This is a genomic window from Mycobacterium sp. G7A2, from assembly GCF_041902445.1.
Classification (GTDB): Bacteria; Actinomycetota; Actinomycetes; order Mycobacteriales; family Mycobacteriaceae; genus Mycobacterium.
Genome location: NZ_CP169251.1, coordinates 5,891,337 through 5,909,519, shown reverse-complemented (window position 1 = coordinate 5,909,519; position 18,183 = coordinate 5,891,337). Strand labels below are relative to the sequence as shown.

General features: G+C 67.2%; 16 protein-coding genes and 2 tRNA genes. 14 read left to right on the top strand and 4 right to left on the bottom strand.

Going from position 1 to position 18,183, the window contains the following annotated elements; genetic code table 11:
- Window positions 1–654: 654 nt before the first annotated feature.
- From dnaN to ACEWX3_RS28030, 10 genes are all read left to right on the top strand, one after another.
- Window positions 655–1,854: a DNA polymerase III subunit beta gene (gene dnaN / locus ACEWX3_RS28075; protein WP_374158355.1), complete on the top strand. Its 1,200-nt coding sequence runs from the start codon at window positions 655–657 to the stop codon at window positions 1,852–1,854.
- A gap of 31 nt (window positions 1,855–1,885) precedes the next feature.
- Window positions 1,886–2,779, top strand: coding sequence for a phosphogluconate dehydrogenase (NAD(+)-dependent, decarboxylating) (gnd, locus tag ACEWX3_RS28070; RefSeq protein WP_152514806.1), 894 nt, complete (start codon window positions 1,886–1,888; stop codon window positions 2,777–2,779).
- 12 nt (window positions 2,780–2,791) lie between these two features.
- Window positions 2,792–3,952 carry a DNA replication/repair protein RecF gene (gene recF, locus ACEWX3_RS28065; RefSeq protein WP_374158354.1) on the top strand — a complete coding sequence of 387 codons (1,161 nt, stop codon included), beginning with the start codon at window positions 2,792–2,794 and terminating at the stop codon, window positions 3,950–3,952.
- Complete coding sequence (locus ACEWX3_RS28060) at window positions 3,949–4,521, top strand: DUF721 family protein (protein ID WP_152514808.1); 573 nt, start codon at window positions 3,949–3,951, stop codon at window positions 4,519–4,521. The genes recF and ACEWX3_RS28060 overlap by 4 nt, the downstream gene beginning before the upstream one ends.
- A gap of 220 nt (window positions 4,522–4,741) precedes the next feature.
- A complete protein-coding gene (gene gyrB, locus ACEWX3_RS28055; RefSeq protein WP_207067941.1) occupies window positions 4,742–6,769 on the top strand; it encodes a DNA topoisomerase (ATP-hydrolyzing) subunit B in 2,028 nt (675 codons plus the stop codon).
- A gap of 34 nt (window positions 6,770–6,803) precedes the next feature.
- Window positions 6,804–9,329: a DNA gyrase subunit A gene (gene gyrA, locus ACEWX3_RS28050; protein WP_207067940.1), complete on the top strand. Its 2,526-nt coding sequence runs from the start codon at window positions 6,804–6,806 to the stop codon at window positions 9,327–9,329.
- Window positions 9,330–10,376: a DUF3566 domain-containing protein gene (locus tag ACEWX3_RS28045; RefSeq protein ID WP_374158353.1), complete on the top strand. Its 1,047-nt coding sequence runs from the start codon at window positions 9,330–9,332 to the stop codon at window positions 10,374–10,376.
- 58 nt (window positions 10,377–10,434) lie between these two features.
- Window positions 10,435–10,508, top strand: a tRNA-Ile gene (locus ACEWX3_RS28040).
- A gap of 17 nt (window positions 10,509–10,525) precedes the next feature.
- Window positions 10,526–10,648 carry a hypothetical protein gene (locus ACEWX3_RS28035; protein ID WP_286183344.1) on the top strand — a complete coding sequence of 41 codons (123 nt, stop codon included), beginning with the start codon at window positions 10,526–10,528 and terminating at the stop codon, window positions 10,646–10,648.
- 3 nt (window positions 10,649–10,651) lie between these two features.
- Window positions 10,652–10,724, top strand: a tRNA-Ala gene (locus ACEWX3_RS28030).
- 8 nt (window positions 10,725–10,732) lie between these two features.
- Here the strand turns inward: ACEWX3_RS28030 and ACEWX3_RS28025 are convergent.
- Both ACEWX3_RS28025 and cwsA read right to left on the bottom strand, forming a co-directional pair.
- Complete coding sequence (locus ACEWX3_RS28025) at window positions 10,733–12,079, bottom strand: L-serine ammonia-lyase (protein ID WP_374158352.1); 1,347 nt, start codon at window positions 12,077–12,079, stop codon at window positions 10,733–10,735.
- A gap of 13 nt (window positions 12,080–12,092) precedes the next feature.
- Window positions 12,093–12,527 (bottom strand): cell wall synthesis protein CwsA, encoded by a 435-nt coding sequence (gene cwsA / locus ACEWX3_RS28020; protein ID WP_221361753.1) that lies wholly within the window; start codon window positions 12,525–12,527, stop codon window positions 12,093–12,095.
- Between the two features lie 108 nt (window positions 12,528–12,635).
- Between cwsA and ACEWX3_RS28015 the strand changes: the two genes are divergently transcribed.
- Entirely contained in the window at window positions 12,636–13,163 is a 528-nt protein-coding gene (locus ACEWX3_RS28015; RefSeq protein ID WP_152514826.1) for a peptidylprolyl isomerase, read from the top strand.
- 48 nt (window positions 13,164–13,211) lie between these two features.
- Here the strand turns inward: ACEWX3_RS28015 and ACEWX3_RS28010 are convergent, their stop codons facing one another.
- On the bottom strand, window positions 13,212–13,640 hold the full coding sequence (locus ACEWX3_RS28010; RefSeq protein ID WP_221361751.1) for a PH domain-containing protein: 429 nt from the start codon (window positions 13,638–13,640) through the stop codon (window positions 13,212–13,214).
- A gap of 149 nt (window positions 13,641–13,789) precedes the next feature.
- Window positions 13,790–14,071, bottom strand: a complete 282-nt coding sequence (gene crgA, locus ACEWX3_RS28005; RefSeq protein ID WP_152514828.1) for a cell division protein CrgA — start codon at window positions 14,069–14,071, stop codon at window positions 13,790–13,792.
- A 120-nt stretch (window positions 14,072–14,191) separates the two neighbouring features.
- Between crgA and ACEWX3_RS28000 the strand changes: the two genes are divergently transcribed.
- The 3 genes from ACEWX3_RS28000 (at window position 14,192) to ACEWX3_RS27990 (ending at window position 18,144) form a co-directional block, all read left to right on the top strand.
- A complete protein-coding gene (locus ACEWX3_RS28000) occupies window positions 14,192–14,953 on the top strand; it encodes a DUF881 domain-containing protein (RefSeq protein ID WP_374158351.1) in 762 nt (253 codons plus the stop codon).
- 180 nt (window positions 14,954–15,133) lie between these two features.
- Window positions 15,134–16,510 carry a PE-PPE domain-containing protein gene (locus ACEWX3_RS27995; protein ID WP_374158350.1) on the top strand — a complete coding sequence of 459 codons (1,377 nt, stop codon included), beginning with the start codon at window positions 15,134–15,136 and terminating at the stop codon, window positions 16,508–16,510.
- A 335-nt stretch (window positions 16,511–16,845) separates the two neighbouring features.
- Window positions 16,846–18,144, top strand: a complete 1,299-nt coding sequence (locus ACEWX3_RS27990; protein ID WP_374158349.1) for a PE-PPE domain-containing protein — start codon at window positions 16,846–16,848, stop codon at window positions 18,142–18,144.
- The last annotated feature ends 39 nt before the right edge of the window (window positions 18,145–18,183 follow it).

Below are 18,183 nucleotides of genomic sequence, written 5' to 3'. Positions count from 1 at the left end.
CGAACGGAGGCACCAGCTGACAGCGGGCGCCCCGCACTCAGCTGACACAGCGCACCGCATAACGCCTTCACCCGCCCTCCGACGGAGCGCCGACTCGTCCAGCCACCACCCTCGCGACGGGGCGCCCGCTCCCCCAGCGGGCTCCGCGATGCCGCCCAGGCCGAAAACGACAGAAAAACTTCTGTACCCACCGCCCCACCTGTCACAGCACCAGGCTGTGCACCGCACTGTGCACTACCTGAGGTCAACCGTGCGATTCACCCCAAGGCGCGTCCACAACCACCGCGCCGTCCCCAACCCGTCACCAAGGGCGCCGTTGATATCCACACCCTGCTCACAGGTCGACGCCCCCGCTGGCCAGCGCCGACACCACGTTGTCCCCAGTGTGCACAACACCTACTACTGTTACTGATCTCAATACATCAATTTCTTCTAGAAGAAGCGTCTTGGGGACGCCGTGCTCACAGGCCTTCCCAGAGCCCCGAACGTCGCCGATGTCGGCGGGATGGATTAGCTTTCAAGTTGAGACGGAAAGCTCTACGGTGGTTCATCGACAGCCGTTGCGCTCGCTGCACTGTGCCCGCCCGGGCGCACGTGCGGTGGCGGGAAAACCGCTGATTGACGCTTTATCGGGGTGTGCATCGAAGGGACGCTATGAACGTGGCGACGACAACGGCTGGTCTCACGGATTTGAAATTTCGACTGGCCCGCGAAGACTTCGCCGATGCGGTTGCCTGGGTCGCGCGCAATCTGCCGTCCCGGCCGACGGTCCCGGTGCTGGCCGGCGTGCTGCTCACCGGCACCGACGAGGGACTGACGATCTCCGGGTTCGACTACGAGGTCTCCGCCGAGGTGCAGATTCCGGCCGAGATCGCTTCTCCGGGAAGCGTTTTGGTGTCCGGACGGTTGCTCAGCGACATCGTGCGCGCGCTGCCGGCCAAGCCGGTCGACGTCAGCGTCGAGGGCACGCGGGTCGCGTTGAGCTGCGGAAGTGCACGTTTCTCGCTGCCCACCATGGCGGTCGAGGATTACCCGACGCTGCCCACCCTGCCCGACGAGACCGGAGTCGTGTCCTCCGAGCTGTTCGCCGAGGCCATCGGCCAGGTCGCGGTCGCGGCGGGGCGCGACGACACGCTGCCCATGCTGACCGGCATCAGGGTCGAGATCTCCGGCGAGAAAGTGGTTTTGGCCGCCACCGACCGGTTCCGCCTGGCCGTCCGGGAGCTGACCTGGTCCACCGACGCCGCCGGCGTCGAAGCCGCAGTGCTGGTCCCCGCCAAAACGTTGTCCGAAGCAGCCAAGGCCGGCGCTGACGGCGCCGACGTGCACCTGTCTCTCGGCTCCGGTCCGGCGGTCGGCAAGGAAGGTCTGCTCGGTATCCGCAGCAAGGGCAAGCGCAGCACCACCCGGCTGCTCGATGCGGAGTTCCCCAAGTTCCGCCAGCTGCTGCCCACCGAACACACCGCGATGGCCACCTTGGGCGTGGCCGAGCTCACCGAAGCCATCAAGCGTGTGGCCCTGGTCGCCGACCGCGGCGCGCAGGTTCGGATGGAATTCGCCGACGGTGTGCTCCGGCTGTCCGCGGGCGCCGACGACGTCGGTCGCGCCGAGGAAGACCTACCCGTCGAATTCGCCGGTGAACCGCTCACCATCGCGTTCAACCCGACCTATCTGACCGACGGCCTCGGTTCGTTGCACGCCGATCGCGTGACATTCGGGTTCACCACACCGAGTCGGCCGGCGGTGTTGCGTCCCGCCGGCGACGACGACGCCGCAGCCACCGGCGCCGGGCCGTTCCCGGCGGCGCAGACCGACTATGTCTACCTGTTGATGCCGGTTCGCCTTCCCGGCTGACCGGTGCGAACACACGAAAAGGGGCGTTGACATGCAGCTGGGTCTGGTTGGCCTGGGAAAAATGGGGTTCAACATGCGCGCGCGCCTGCGCGACGGCGGCCATGAGGTCGTCGGGTACGACCCCCGGCCCGAAGTTTCCGATGTCGCGTCGCTGGAGGAACTGGCCGAGAAGTTGCCCTCTCCCCGAGTCGTCTGGGTGATGGTGCCCTCCGGCACGGTCACCAACGAGACCATCGTCGGTTTGGCCGGGGTGCTCGAGAAGGGCGATCTGGTGATCGACGGCGGCAACTCTCGTTACACCGAGGACCAGCCTCACGCACACTTGCTGGCCAACAAGGGAATTGGATTCATCGACGCCGGGGTGTCGGGTGGTATCTGGGGGCTGACTGAAGGCTATGGCCTGATGGTGGGTGGTTCCGAGGCCGACGTCGAGCGCGTCATGCCGATTTTCGACACGCTGCGCCCGCCCGGACCCCGTGAGGACGGGTTCGTCCATGCCGGCCCGGTCGGTGCCGGTCACTTCGCCAAGATGGTGCACAACGGGGTCGAGTACGCGCTGATGACTGCCTATGCCGAGGGCTACGAGATGCTGGCCGCCGAAGAGCTGGTTCAGAATCCGCAGGCGGTCTACCAAGCGTGGACGAACGGCACAGTGGTGCGGTCGTGGTTGCAGCAGCTGCTGGCCAAGGCGCTCAAGGAAGACCCGAATCTCGCCGAGATCAGCGGCTACACCGAGGATTCCGGTGAGGGTCGCTGGACGGTGGAGGAAGCGATCAGGTTGCGGGTGCCGGTGCCCGGCATCGCCGCGTCGCTGTTCGCGCGGTTCCTGTCCCGGCAGGACGACTCCCCCACCATGAAGGCGGTCTCGGCTTTGCGCAACCAGTTCGGCGGACACGCGGTGAAGCGGATCAGCGAATCCGGCTGAGCGAGAAGATCGGTGTACGTCCGCCACCTCGTCTTGACCGATTTCCGGTCGTGGCCGCGAGTCGAGCTCGAGCTCGCTCCGGGGCGGACGGTGTTCGTCGGGCCCAACGGCTACGGTAAGACCAATCTTGTTGAAGCACTGTGGTATTCAGCGACCCTGAATTCCCACCGGGTGGCGACGGACGCTCCGTTGATCCGGGTCGGTGCTGACCGGGCCATCATCTCGACGATCGTCGTCAACGAGGGCCGCGAGTTGGCCGTGGATCTGGACATCACCTCCGGCCGGGCGAACAAAGCCAGGCTCAACCGCTCGCCGGTCCGGTCTGCCCGCGAGGTGCTCGGTGTTCTGCGCGCGGTGTTGTTCGCCCCGGAAGATCTTGCCCTCGTCCGTGGCGACCCGGCAGAACGGCGGCGCTATCTCGATGAATTGGCCACCACGCGGCGGCCGAGGATCGCCGGGGTCCGCGCGGACTACGACAAAGTGGTGCGCCAGCGCACAGCGTTGCTCAAGACCGCCGCCGGTGCCCGGTTCCGCAGTGATGACAGTGCCCTGCAAACCCTGGACGTGTGGGATGGCCACCTCGCCGCCCACGGCGCCCAATTGATCGCTGCCCGAATCGATCTCGTCAACGAGTTGGCTCCGGAGGTCGAGAAGGCCTATCAGCTGCTCGCGCCTGCGTCTCGGCCGGCGTCAGTGCGGTACCGCAGCCGCGTGGACGTGGTCGAGCACGAGGCCGCCGCCGGTAACACCGATGTCGAGGTGCTCGAGGCGGCGTTGCTCGACGAGCTGAGTCGGCGCCGGTCCGCCGAATTGGAGCGGGGGGTCTGTCTGGTGGGTCCACACCGTGACGACCTCGAGCTGAGACTGGGCGAGCAGGTCGCCAAAGGGTTCGCCAGCCACGGTGAATCGTGGTCGATGGCATTGTCGTTGAGGTTGGCGTCCTACGAGTTGCTGCGAGCCGAAGGCAGCGATCCGGTGCTGCTGCTCGACGACGTGTTCGCCGAACTGGACACCGCACGCCGCGAGGCACTGGCTCAGGTCGCCGCGTCGGCCGAGCAGGTGCTGGTCACCGCCGCGGTCGCCGAGGACATCCCGGCCGACTGGGACGCGCGGCGCATCGACATCACCATGCGGGACACGGATTCCGGTCGGATCTCGGAGGTGCAGCAGTGAGCGACGAACCGGACAACACCGAGGGCGCCCCCGCCGGCCCGCCGGCACATCTGTCCCACCTCTCGGGCATGGATCTGGTGCGCCGCACCCTCGAGGAGGCCCGGGGCGCGGCGCGCCAGCAGGGGAAGAATGTGGGGCACGGCCGCAGCGCGCCGCCGCCGAGGCGGGTCGCCGGTGGCGGGCGGCGGCGCTGGTCGGGTCCGGGCCCGGACGGTCGCGACCCGCAACTGTTCGGCAACGTCACCAACGAACTGGCGCGCAGCCGCGGATGGTCGAACCGGGTCGCCCAAGGGGCGGTGTTCGGCCGGTGGCGGTCAGTGGTCGGTGATCAGATCGCCGCCCACGCCTCCCCGACCTCGCTGCACGAGGGGGTGTTGACCGTGTCGGCGGAGTCCACGGCGTGGGCCACCCAGTTGCGATTGGTGCAATCGCAGCTGCTGGCCAAGATCGCGGCAGCTGTCGGCGACGGCGTCGTGACATCGTTGAAGATCCAGGGACCGGTCGGTCCTTCCTGGCAGAAGGGCCGCTACAGCGTGCGCGGCCGCGGTCCCCGCGACACCTACGGGTGAGTTCCGGGAGCTGCGCCTGAGAGCCACCAGGACGCGAGCGCAGTGTTTCCGAGGCGTCAAGACCTATCCTGAATCGAGAAATTCCGTGCACGGCGCGATTAGGTGTGTGGAAACGCCGCCACAGAATCGGTCCTGACGGTCGGTAACGGTAGACTGTACGAAGACCTGCGAGCGGTGCTCGATCGCTTGCCTGCGAAACATCCAAGGAGACGCGTCCAACGTGGCTGCCCAGAAGAAGAATGCTCCGAGCGAGTACGGCGCCGATGCGATCAAGGTCCTCGAAGGCCTGGAAGCGGTACGTAAACGTCCGGGTATGTACATCGGTTCCACCGGGGAGCGCGGTCTGCACCACCTGATCTGGGAGGTGGTCGACAACGCCGTCGACGAAGCGATGGCCGGGTTCGCCACCAAGGTCGATGTGCGCATTCTCGAAGACGGCGGCGTCCAGGTCACCGACGACGGCCGCGGCATCCCGGTGGCCATGCACTCCACCGGCATCCCCACCGTCGACGTCGTGATGACCGTGCTGCACGCCGGCGGCAAATTCGAAGAGGGCGCCTACCAGGTCTCCGGTGGTCTGCACGGCGTCGGCGTCTCGGTCGTCAACGCGTTGTCGACGCGGCTGGAAGCCGACATCCGCAAGGACGGCTACGAGTGGTTCCAGACCTACGACAAGTCGATTCCGGGCACCCTCAAGCAGGGTGAGAAGACCAAGAAGACCGGCACCACCATCCGATTCTGGGCCGATCCGGACATCTTCGAGACCACCGTCTACGACTTCGAGACCATCGCGCGTCGCCTGCAGGAGATGGCGTTCCTGAACAAGGGACTGACCATCGAGCTCACCGACGAGCGGGTGGCCGCCGAAGAGATCACCGACGAGGTGGTCAGCGACACCGCCGAAGCGCCCAAGACCGCCGAGGAGAAGGCCGCCGAGGCGACCGCCCCGCACAAGGTGAAGCATCGCGTCTTCCACTACCCCGGCGGGTTGACCGACTTCGTCAAGCACATCAACCGCACCAAGACCGCGATCCAGCCCAGCATCATCGACTTCGAGGGCAAGGGCGACGGCCACGAGGTCGAGGTCGCGATGCAGTGGAACGCCGGCTATTCCGAATCGGTGCACACGTTCGCCAACACGATCAACACCCACGAAGGCGGTACGCACGAAGAAGGTTTTCGTACCGCACTCACCTCCGTGGTGAACAAGTACGCCAAAGACAAGAAGCTGCTCAAGGAAAAAGACGCCAACCTCACCGGCGACGACATCCGGGAGGGGCTGGCGGCGGTCATCTCGGTCAAGGTCTCCCAGCCGCAGTTCGAGGGTCAGACCAAGACCAAGCTCGGCAACACCGAGGTGAAGTCCTTCGTCCAGCGGATCTGCAACGAGCAGCTCAGTCACTGGTTCGAGGCCAACCCCGCCGAGGCGAAAACGGTGGTGAACAAGGCGGTCTCGTCGGCCCAGGCCCGGCTGGCCGCCCGCAAGGCACGGGAGTTGGTGCGGCGCAAGAGCGCCACCGACATCGGCGGTCTGCCCGGCAAGCTGGCCGACTGCCGCTCCACCGATCCCCGGAAGTCGGAACTGTATGTGGTGGAGGGTGATTCCGCCGGCGGCTCGGCCAAGAGCGGCCGCGACTCGATGTTCCAGGCGATCCTTCCGTTGCGCGGCAAGATCATCAACGTCGAGAAGGCCCGCATCGACCGGGTGCTGAAGAACACCGAGGTCCAAGCGATCATCACCGCGCTGGGCACCGGCATCCACGACGAGTTCGACCTCGCCAAGCTGCGCTACCACAAGATCGTGCTGATGGCCGACGCCGACGTCGATGGGCAGCACATCTCGACGTTGCTGCTGACGCTGTTGTTCCGGTTCATGAAGCCACTGGTGGAAAACGGGCACATCTTCCTGGCGGCGCCGCCGCTCTACAAGCTCAAATGGCAGCGCAGCGAGCCGGAGTTCGCCTATTCCGACCGCGAGCGCGACGGTCTGCTCAAAGCCGGACGCGAGGCCGGCAAGAAGATCAACGTCGACGACGGTATCCAGCGCTACAAGGGTCTGGGTGAGATGGATGCCAAGGAACTGTGGGAGACCACGATGGATCCGTCGGTGCGGGTGCTGCGCCAAGTCACCCTCGACGACGCGGCGGCCGCCGACGAACTGTTCTCCATCTTGATGGGCGAGGACGTCGAAGCGCGCCGCAGCTTCATCACCCGGAATGCCAAAGACGTTCGCTTCCTTGACGTTTAGTTACTGATTCTGCGATAGGGCCAGGGAAAACTCTATGACTGACACCACGTTGCCTCCCGGCGACGAAGCCGGCGACCGCATCGAACCGGTCGACATCCAGCAGGAGATGCAGCGCAGCTACATCGACTATGCGATGAGCGTCATTGTCGGGCGTGCGCTGCCCGAGGTTCGGGACGGTCTCAAGCCGGTGCACCGCCGGGTGCTCTACGCGATGTTCGATTCCGGGTTCCGCCCGGACCGGTCCCACGCGAAGTCGGCCCGCTCGGTCGCCGAGACGATGGGTAACTACCACCCGCACGGCGACGCGTCGATCTACGACACCCTGGTGCGGATGGCGCAGCCCTGGTCGCTGCGTTATCCCCTGGTGGACGGACAGGGCAACTTCGGTTCGCCGGGCAACGATCCGCCGGCCGCGATGCGTTACACCGAGGCGCGGCTGACTCCCCTGGCCATGGAGATGCTGCGCGAAATCGACGAGGAGACAGTCGATTTCGTCCCGAACTACGACGGACGTGTTCAGGAGCCGACGGTTCTGCCGAGCCGCTTCCCGAACCTGCTGGCCAATGGTTCCGGCGGTATCGCCGTCGGCATGGCCACCAACATTCCGCCGCACAACCTCGGTGAGCTCGCCGAGGCGGTGTACTGGTGCCTGGACAACCACGAGGCTGACGAGGAAGCGACCCTGGCCGCGGTCTGCGATCGCGTGAAGGGTCCGGACTTCCCCACCCATGGCCTGATCGTCGGGTCCCAGGGCATCGAGGACACCTACAAGACCGGACGCGGTTCGATCCGGATGCGTGGCGTCGTCGAAATCGAGGAGGACTCGCGCGGTCGCACCGCGATCGTCATCACCGAGTTGCCCTATCAGGTCAACCACGACAACTTCATCACCTCGATCGCCGAACAGGTCCGCGACGGCAAGATGGCCGGGATCTCCAACATCGAAGACCAGTCCAGCGACCGGGTCGGTCTGCGCATCGTCGTCGAGATCAAGCGCGACGCGGTGGCCAAGGTGGTGCTGAACAACCTCTACAAGCACACCCAGCTGCAGACCAGCTTCGGCGCGAACATGCTCTCGATCGTCGACGGCGTCCCGCGCACCCTGCGCCTGGACCAGATGATCCGCCATTACGTCAATCACCAACTCGACGTCATCATCCGGCGGACCACCTACCGGCTGCGGAAGGCCAACGAACGGGCCCACATCCTGCGTGGCCTGGTCAAGGCGCTCGACGCGCTCGACGAAGTGATCGCGCTGATCCGGGCCTCGGAGAGCGCGGACGTCGCCCGCACCGGCCTGATGGAGCTCCTCGACGTCGACGAGATCCAGGCCCAGGCGATCCTGGACATGCAGCTGCGCCGGCTGGCCGCCTTGGAACGCCAGCGCATCGTCGACGACCTGGCCAAGATCGAGGCCGAGATCGCCGACCTCGAGGACATCCTGGCCAAGCCGGAACGCCAGCGGGCCATCGTGCGCGACGAACTCAAGGAGATCGTCGACAAACACGGTGACGCGCGCCGTACCCGGATCATCCCGGCCGACGGAGATGTCGCCGACGAGGACCTGATCGCCCGCGAAGAGGTGGTCGTCACGATCACCGAGACCGGTTACGCCAAGCGGACCAAGTCCGACCTGTACCGCAGCCAGAAGCGCGGCGGCAAGGGGGTGCAGGGCGCCGGCCTCAAGCAGGACGACATCGTCAACCACTTCTTCGTGTGCTCCACCCACGACTGGATCCTGTTCTTCACCACGCAGGGCCGGGTGTACCGGGCCAAGGCGTACGACCTGCCCGAGGCCTCCCGCACCGCGCGGGGCCAGCATGTGGCCAACCTGCTGGCGTTCCAGCCCGAGGAGCGCATCGCCCAGGTCATCCAGCTCAAGAGCTACGAAGACGCCCCCTATCTCGTGCTCGCCACCCGCAACGGACTGGTCAAGAAGTCGAAGCTCACCGATTTCGACTCCAACCGGTCCGGCGGCATCGTCGCGGTGAACCTGCGCGACGGTGACGAGCTCGTCGGTGCGGTGCTGTGCTCGGCGGACGACGACCTGCTGCTGGTGTCGGCCAAGGGTCAGTCGATCCGTTTCTCGGCCACCGACGAGGTGCTGCGCCCGATGGGGCGGGCCACCTCCGGTGTGCAGGGCATGCGGTTCAACACCGACGACGCGCTGTTGTCGCTCAACGTGGTGCGCGACGACACGTATCTCCTGGTCGCGACGTCGGGCGGGTACGCCAAGCGCACCGCGATCGAGGAGTACCCGGTGCAGGGCCGCGGCGGCAAGGGTGTGCTCACGATCCAGTTCGACCGGCGGCGTGGCACGCTGGTCGGAGCGCTGATCGTCGACAACGACACCGAGCTGTACGCCATCACCTCCGGTGGTGGGGTGATCCGCACCGGTGCTCGACAGGTCCGCAAGGCCGGGCGCCAGACCAAGGGCGTTCGCTTGATGAACCTGGGTGAGGGCGACACACTGATCGCGATCGCGCGTAACGCCGAAGCCGGCGACAGCACCGACGAGGTCAACACCGACCCGGGCGCGCCGACCAGTGAGGAGTCGTAGGTGAGCTCACCCAACGAGCCGGGTTCTGCTCATGACGCGGGTTCGTCGGGCGGCCAGGCGCCGCGCGGCGGGCCGCAGCAGTCGGGGTCGTCGCCGGCGCATGTCGCCGAGTCCGGCGACGTCCCGCCCTGGCAGCGGGGGCCGGCAGCCCGCGCTCGCCAGCAGCAGACGCCGGACGGGTCGGCCGGTGAGGCCCGGCGTGGCGGCGGGCAGCAGGGCCTGGACGCGCGGCTGAACCGCTTCATCGCGGGCGGTTCCCCGGCCGAGGGCGACACCACTTCCCGTAATGAGCGCACCGACACGATCCGACCCGACAGTGCGAGACCGGACAGTGCCAGGCCCGACAGTGCCCGGCCGGAAGCCGGGCGGGCCGATGGTGCGAGGCCAGAGGCCGGCCGCCCGGAGTCCCGGCCCGAGGGTCCCCGTCCGGACGCGCGGCCCGAGGGTGCCCGTCCGGAGTCGAGGCCGGAAGGCCCCCGACCTGAAGGGGGGCGTCCCGACGGCAACCGCACCGAGCAGGCCGCCCGGCCAGACGGCGGCAAGTACAACAGCGAGCTGCCCGACCTGTCCGGTCCGATGCCGCGTCCGGCTCAGCAGCGCAAACCGGCCGAGCGTCCCAGCGTCGAGCAGCGCCCGCCACAGCCGAACAAGGGCGTGCAGGTCGCGACCCGCCAGCACAAGGGTCCGGTGCGGGCCAGCATGCAAATCCGCCGCATCGACCCGTGGAGCACGCTGAAGGTGTCGCTGCTGCTGTCGGTGGCGTTGTTCTTCGTGTGGATGATCGCCGTGGCGTTCCTGTATCTGGTGCTCGGCGGGATGGGCGTCTGGACGAAGCTGAACAGCAACGTCGGCGACCTGCTGACCAGCGCCAGTGGTGCCTCCGGGGGTGAGCTGGTGTCCAGCGGCACGATCTTCGGCGGCGCGGCACTGATCGGCTTGGTCAACATCGTGCTGCTGACGGCGGCAGCCACGATCGGCGCGTTCATCTACAACCTGACCACCGACCTGGTGGGCGGCGTCGAGGTGACCCTCGCCGATCGCGACTGACGGTTTGGGAGACAGCGACACCGTACGGTAATCTCGTCGCTCGGCCCGTGTGGTGCACGGGGCTATAGCTCAGGCGGTTAGAGCGCTTCGCTGATAACGAAGAGGTCGGAGGTTCGAGTCCTCCTAGCCCCACGGAAAGGTTCACATCGATGAAGTTGGTGTTCCTGCTCGCAGCCGGCGTCGCTGTGGCCGCCGCGGTGGTGTGGCGGACCCAGCACGAACCCGAGGTGTGGCACACCTTGCCGGGCCGCCTCACCGATGTTCCTTCCTGATCGGGGGCCTTAGCTCAGTTGGTAGAGCGCTGCCTTTGCAAGGCAGATGTCAGGAGTTCGAATCTCCTAGGCTCCACAAGTGCGTCAGCATTCGACGACGTTGAGGGCGAGCCCGCCCAGTGACGTCTCCTTGTACTTCTCGGCCATGTCGGCCCCGGTGTCGCGCATCGTCTTGATCGCGGTGTCCAGGCTGACGTGATGGATTCCGTCGCCGCGCAACGCCATCCGCGCGGCGGTGATCGCCTTGACCGAGGCCACGGCGTTGCGTTCGATACACGGGATCTGCACCAGGCCGCCGACGGGATCGCAGGTCAGCCCGAGGTTGTGCTCGATGCCGATCTCGGCGGCGTTCTCCACCTGTGCCGGCGTGCCGCCGAGCACCGCGGCCAGGCCGGCGGCCGCCATCGAGCACGCCGAGCCCACCTCCCCCTGGCAGCCCACCTCCGCGCCGGAGATGGAGGCATTGGTCTTGAACAACTGGCCGATGGCCGCGGCGGTGAGCAGGAACTCGACGACGCCGTCCTGGGAGGCGTCCGGGACGAAGCGCCAGTAGTAGTGCAGCACAGCGGGAATGATGCCGGCGGCACCGTTGGTGGGTGCGGTGACAACCCGGCCGCCTGCGGCGTTCTCCTCGTTGACCGCGAGCGCGAAGACGGTCACCCAGTCCATCGCGTAGAGCGGGTCGGTCGGATCGGCCTCGAGTGCCTGCGCCAGCGCCGGTGCCCGACGACGGACCCGCAGACCGCCCGGCAACACCCCTTCGGCGCGCAGTCCGTTGTCCACGCACTCGCGCATCACCGCCCAGATGCGCAGCAGGCCCGCGCGTAGCTCCGCGTGCCCGAGCGCCGCCTCGTTGCGGGCCATGATCTCGGCGATCCGGCAGTTGTTCTCGACGGCCAGGCCCACCAGTTCCGCGCCGGTGGTGAACGGATGCGGCACCGCCGGAGTGGCGGCAGTCGCTTCGCCCTCGGCGAGGACGAATCCCCCGCCCACCGAGTAGTACACCCTGCGCAGCAGCTCTCCCCCGTCACCGGCGAACGCGGTGAACACCATGCCGTTGCTGTGGAATTCCATGGCGCGCAACGACAGAACGACGTCTGCGGCCGGGTCGAACTCGATCGGGTGCTCTCCGGCCAGGCGTAGCCGCCGGTCTGTGCGGATGGCGTCGACGCGGTTCCGGGCCTCGGCGGGGTCGACCGTCTCGGGAGCGAAACCCTCGAGGCCGAGCAGGACCGCGCCGGGGGTGCCGTGACCGGCCCCGGTGGCGCCGAGTGAGCCGTAGAGCTCGACACGGATGCGGGCCACGTCGGTGAGCCGCCCGTCGGCCACCAGCTGGTCGACGAAGCGGTGTGCGGCCCGCATCGGCCCGACGGTGTGCGAACTCGACGGTCCGATACCGACGGAGAACAGATCGAACACCGAGACGGTCATGGCGGGGGACGCGTTACGGCTTGGGGGTGACTTCGACGCTGGGTTCCAACGCCGACGGCTCCGGCTGGGTGGAACGCCGCACGATCACGAATGCCGCCGCTCCCCCGGCGAGGACGACCGTGCCGACACCGGCGATCAGCAGCGTCCGGCGCCGAGAGCGGGTCCGGCGCGCCTTGGTGAGGGTGTCGGGCAGCTGCGCCACCGCTTCCTGTGCCGCGGCCAGTTCGGCGGCGACGGTCTCCTGCGCCGCGTTCAGCTCGGCCTTGAGTTGTCTGGCCAGTTCACTGCGCCGGTAACGGTCGCCGACCCAGGCCGCCGACGAGCGGGCCGAATCCACCCCGATTCCGAGCGCTCCCCTGGTGACGTCGACCGGACCGATCGTCGAGTACTTCAACCCGCGGCTCAGTCGCTGACGTGGGGTCAGTCGGAGTTCGGTCTTGGAGCGCATAGTCCACCTCTTTCACACCTGGCGGTGTCGCGTCTATCAGCCTGCCATCTCGCCGAACTCCACGGTGCCCGGTTGGGCCCGGGAGGGGGCGTGGCACACTGACTTCCCGTGACGAGTCCTATTCAGACCGCGACCGCGACCCTGCACACGAACCGGGGCGACATCAAGATCGCCTTGTTCGGTAACCACGCGCCCAAGACCGTGGCCAACTTCGTCGGCTTGGCTCAGGGCACCAAGGACTACAGCACCGAGAACGCGTCGGGCGGCTCGTCGGGCCCGTTCTACGACGGCGTGATCTTCCACCGGGTGATTGACGGATTCATGATCCAGGGCGGCGACCCGACGGGAACCGGCCGTGGCGACGCGGGCTACAAGTTCGCCGACGAGTTCCACCCCGAACTGCAGTTCGACAAGCCCTACCTGCTGGCCATGGCCAACGCGGGGCCCGGCACCAACGGCTCGCAGTTCTTCATCACGGTCACCGAGACGCCGCACCTGAACCGCCGGCACACCATCTTCGGTGAGGTCGTCGATCCCGAGTCGCAGAAGGTCGTCGACGCGATCGCCAAGACGCCGACCGACCGGGGCGACCGCCCGACGGATCCGGTCGTGATCGAGTCGATCACCATCTCCTAGCGACTTCGGCGTGGTTGTCGGCGCTCAGCGTCGGCGACCACGCCGCCTTCACGCCCGGCCGGGGGCGAATCCGGTTTCGGTGAGCGCGTCGAGCACGTGCAACGGGTCGGTGCCGAGGTCCCAGCGGCTCAGGACGAGCAGTCGGTCGTCGGTCGTGTCGATCTCCAGCAGGCGCACCTTGCGCCCGATGCGGCGGAACTCGGTGATCCGGATCAGGGCGATGTCAGCTTTGGTGAGTTCCCGCTGCCGCCACCAACCGCGGTAGATCAAGGTGCCGTCGTCGATTGCCAGTTTCGGTCGAGCGCGCCACGACATGACGGCAAACAGCAGCAAACCGACCGCGGCAAGGCCGATCAAGATGCGTCCCGGCACGTCTGTGACCAGCGTCACAGCGCCGACGCCGAGGAAAACACCGAGAATCGCGGCCCCGACGAGGCCCGCGGTCGGCGGACCCCACGAAGTTTGCTGGGCGGACATTTCACCCTATCCTACCGCGGACAACGAGGTTATCCACAAGTGCTATCCCCAATGGGGATGAATCACAACCGTGTGATCTGGTGACGATCGGGTAGCGCCGACGGTAACGCGAAGCGACCAAGATGAATTCAATCGGCGGCCGCCGCGGGTCACCGCCACCGCATCGTGAGCAGCAGGCCCGTGATCATGAAGGCAAACGCGATGGCGTAGTTCCACACATTGAGGTCGGCCATCCACTGCAGAAAGCTGGGAGCGTCGGGACCGTTGCCGGCCAGCTGGAACACGATGAGCCACACCAGGCCGAGCAGCATCAGACCAACGAAGAGAACGACGAACCACATGCTCGATGGACCGGCCTTGACCTTCACCGGCGTCCGGCTCACCGGGTTGATGGTGAAGTCGTTCTTCTTACGGACCTTGGACTTGGGCATGCGAACCTTCGGACGATCGGCGTCGCACCGGCCGCCGGTGTCCTAAAACCACCGGTTGGTGCGACGATGTGTAGGCAAAGCCTAACGTAGCCGCGAACCTGCTCCCAGGAGATGAAGCCCATGCCGGACTCGACGCCGCCGCGGCCGACACGCTCGGCGTGGCGCTGGGGCGTGCCGGCGGTGTGTGTGGCCGCGGGATTGCTGCTCGGGGTGACGCACAGCGTCTCGGGGGGCGACGAGATCCGGGGCAGTGACGCTCCCCGGCTGGTCGATCTGGTGCGCGAGGCGCAGCAGTCGGTGGACCGGTTGACCGCCGAACGCGACGCCGCCGCGGACGCCATCGCCAACCATCACGGCGGCACCCCGTCGTCGGCGGCGGCGCTGGAGGCGATCACCCGCCGCGGAGATGCCCTGGCCGGTGCCGCCGGGTTGACCCCGTTGCGGGGCCCGGGCCTGGTGGTGACGCTCGACGATGCGCAACGCGACGCCCAGGGCCGGTTTCCGCGCGACGCCTCCCCCGACGACCTCGTCGTCCACCAGCAGGACATCGAAGCGGTGCTCAACGCCATGTGGAGCGCGGGAGCCGAAGGCGTGCAGGTGCAGGATCAGCGCATCATCGCGACATCGGCGCCGCGCTGCGTGGGCAACACGCTGTTGCTCAACGGCCGCACCTACAGTCCGCCCTATGTCATCTCGGCGATCGGTGATGCCGCGGCGATGCAGGAAGCGCTGGCGGCCGCGCCGATGGTGACGCTGTACAAGCGCTACGTCGATCGATTCGGGCTGGGCTACAGCGAGGAGCAGCGCGACGTGGAGCTCGTCGGCCACACCGAGCCGGTCCGGATGGAGTACGCGGAGCCGATGGGTCCGCTGGGCTACTGAATCGACGGTTTCGAAAATTAGCTGTCGCCTAGCGCTTCTGTGTTCCTCCTGATATACAGAATTTCGCTGTTCGGACAGCAAGACCTGTTCTGAACGCGATTGTCCGCTTGCGGCTGTGCTTCGGGGGAGGGCCATGCCATGTTTGCGTCCGCCGGTGTCGTTTGCTCAAATGAACGCCCAGTGAACTGGCGCCGATCTGCCGGCCGGCACCGCCGACGCACCCCGCGCGGGCGCCGGGGAGCACTGGCCGCCACCCTTTCGACGTCGGCGGCACTGGCCCTGTCGTGGGCCCCGTCGGCACCGGCGGCCACGGTTCTGGTGGCCGAAGGCACCGCCCAACCTGCCGGGACGGCCCAGACCGCGTTCAGCGGGGCCTTCTGTGCGCACAACACGTGCCGCTCGATCAGGAATGCGCGCCACCCGTTCGGCGTCGCGATGGGGTCACAACAGATGCAGGACGCCATCGACGCCACCCAGGGACCGCTGATCGTGATGGGGTTCTCCCTCGGCGCGGCGTCCGTGTACGACAGGATGCGGGCCTGGGAGAACGAACCGGCCATCGCTCCCGACGTCGACCGGCTCAAACTGATCGTCACGTTCGGAAACCCCGAGAACAAGTACGGCGGGGACGACCGCAAGAACTCCTACGCCGGCCTTCCCGAGGCGCAGCCCTACCAGCACCTCGACGTGGCGATGCAGTACGACAGCGTCGCCGACCGGCCCACCCGATGGGGGTGGTATTCGATGATCAATCTGACATTCGCCCGCCATCTGGACTACTTCGATCCCATCGACATCAACGACCCGGACAACCTCGTCTATCAGGATGCCGACGGCAGCACCTACATGCTGATCAAGGCCGATGTGCTTCCGATGCTCAAGTGGATGGACTGGTTCACCACCGACGAACGCATGGCGGAGCTCGACGCCAAGTACCGGCCGCTGGTCGAACGCGACTACGACCGGCCGGACTACATTCCGCAGGGCGAGGGCGCGGATTGGGGCAACGGCACTCCGTCGCCGACCGTGGAGACTTCCCCGGGCGGTGTGGATGACGCCGGGGCGGCCACACCGATGGCCACGGATGAGCCGGGCCGCACGGCCGACGATGCGCAATCGGGTGGAGCTGACCCCGACAGCGTGATCGCCGGCGAGGGAAGCGTCGAGGGAAGCGTCGGGGGAAACACCGACGATGCACACGCCGCCGAGTACCCGGACGACCCAAGCGCCGATGACGGGACCGTGATCGACGACACAGGCGCCTCAGACGCCGGCGGCTTCGACCACCCGGAGGACCGCCTGGACGAGCGGGTGGCCGACCACCCGGACGACCGGCTGGCCGACGACCCGACCGCGCCCGACGACCCGGACGACCACTTGGCCGACGCGGACCTCCCGGAAGGCGCCGGTGACGTTGCTGAGGCCGACGAGGCCGCCGACGCCGACGAACCCGACCCGGGGATCGACACCGACGAGGACGAGGCGGACCGCGCCGACCGGGAAGCGCCCACCTCCGCGCGTCGCGAGTCCGAGGATCCCGCCGGCGACCAGAGCTGAGTCAGGGGTGACGGGCGCGGTCGCGAGTGAGCCCGTCAGCGTCACAACTGCGTAATGGCTGCACCGGGTGAATTTGCTGACCCGATGGGTACGGTTGGGGAGGCGGGGAGCGACAGCGTCCCTGGTAGTCGCAAAATGCCAGGGGCCAACCGGTTATTCCCCGCGTGAAGGGTGAAGTAGGTCCGATGTTTCAGCGAAGAGGACTCGGGCATGTACTTCGCCGCAAGCGGTAACAGCACCACGCCCTGAACACTTGCGTCCAACCCCGTCTGGCTCAGTGACGATGCCGCGAAGGCGGCTGCGCGGTGCCCATTGATCGACTGGTCGAGGAACCCATGAACTCTCATCGCCGGACTGGATATGTCGCCGGAATCGCCACGCTGTTGACGCCTTTCGCGGTTCCGTTTGCCGCGCCGCCCACCGCTGCGGCCGCGACCGCGTTGTTCGCCGAGGGTGCCACGCGGCAGAGCGGTGAAGCGCAGTCCGCCTTCGGCGGCGCGTTCTGCGAGGAGAACACCTGCCGGTCTCTGGGGCGGGGCACCATCACGCCGTCGGGAAGTGCCCGCCGCATCCAGGACGCGGTCGACTCGACCCCGGGCGAGATCATCGTGGCGGGTTATTCGGTGGGTGCGGCCGGCGTATATAACCGGCTGCGGACGTGGGAAGAGGATCCGACGCTGGCCCCCGACCCTGAGCGGGTGGTGCTGGTGGTCACGTTCGGCAATCCCGAGAACAAATTCGGCGGCGACAACCGCCGGGTACCGGGAACCGGCCTGCCGCAGACCCAGCCTTACGACCACCTCGACGTCGTGGCGCAGTACGACAGCGTCGCCGACAGCCCGACACGGTTCGGCTTCTATTCCGCGGTCAACTCGCTGTTCTCGAACCGGCACTTCGCCTACTTCGAGGGTCTCGACGTCAACGATCCGGACAACCTGGTGTACCAGGAGGGCAACACCACCTACATGCTGATCCCGGCGGAGACGTTGCCGATGGTCAGCTGGCTCGCGCCGTTCGTGTCCGACGAGCGCCTGGCCGAACTCGACGCCAAGTACCGTCCGCTGGTCGAACGCGATTACGACCGTCCGGCCTACACACCGCAGGGGGAGGGTGCGGACTGGGGCAACGGGACCCCGCCGCCCAGCCTGCAGGATCCCGTGGCCGAGCCCGATCAGACGACGACGGAGACGGGGGAGAGCGAGTCGCAGTCGCCCGGACGGGTCGCGGGAGCCGACGAGCCGTCAGCTGAGGACTCTGCTGGTGCCGAGTGGGTGAGCGTGAGTGCGTCGGCTGACGCCGCTCCCCACGGCGACGACGCGCAGACCTCTGCTGCCGATGACCCGGACAGCGGCCTCGCGGAGACAGACGTCGCGGCGGAGGTCGCGAACGAAGAGTCCGAGGTCGATCAGAGCGACGCCGACGACACGAGAGAGATCCGTGGCACGCGCGAGGCCGACGACTCGGAAGAATCCGCCGACGCTGACGAGTCCGCAAGGACTGAAGGCTCGGACGACGCCACCGACAGCGACAAGACCGACAGCGACTCGGGCGACAGCGACAAGGCCGGTAGCGACTCGGGCGGTAGCGACTCGAGCAGTAACGACAAGGCCGGCGGCGACAAGGCCGGCGACTGAGCCCGCCGCCCGCGCAGCCTCGAACCGGGCGGTAACCTG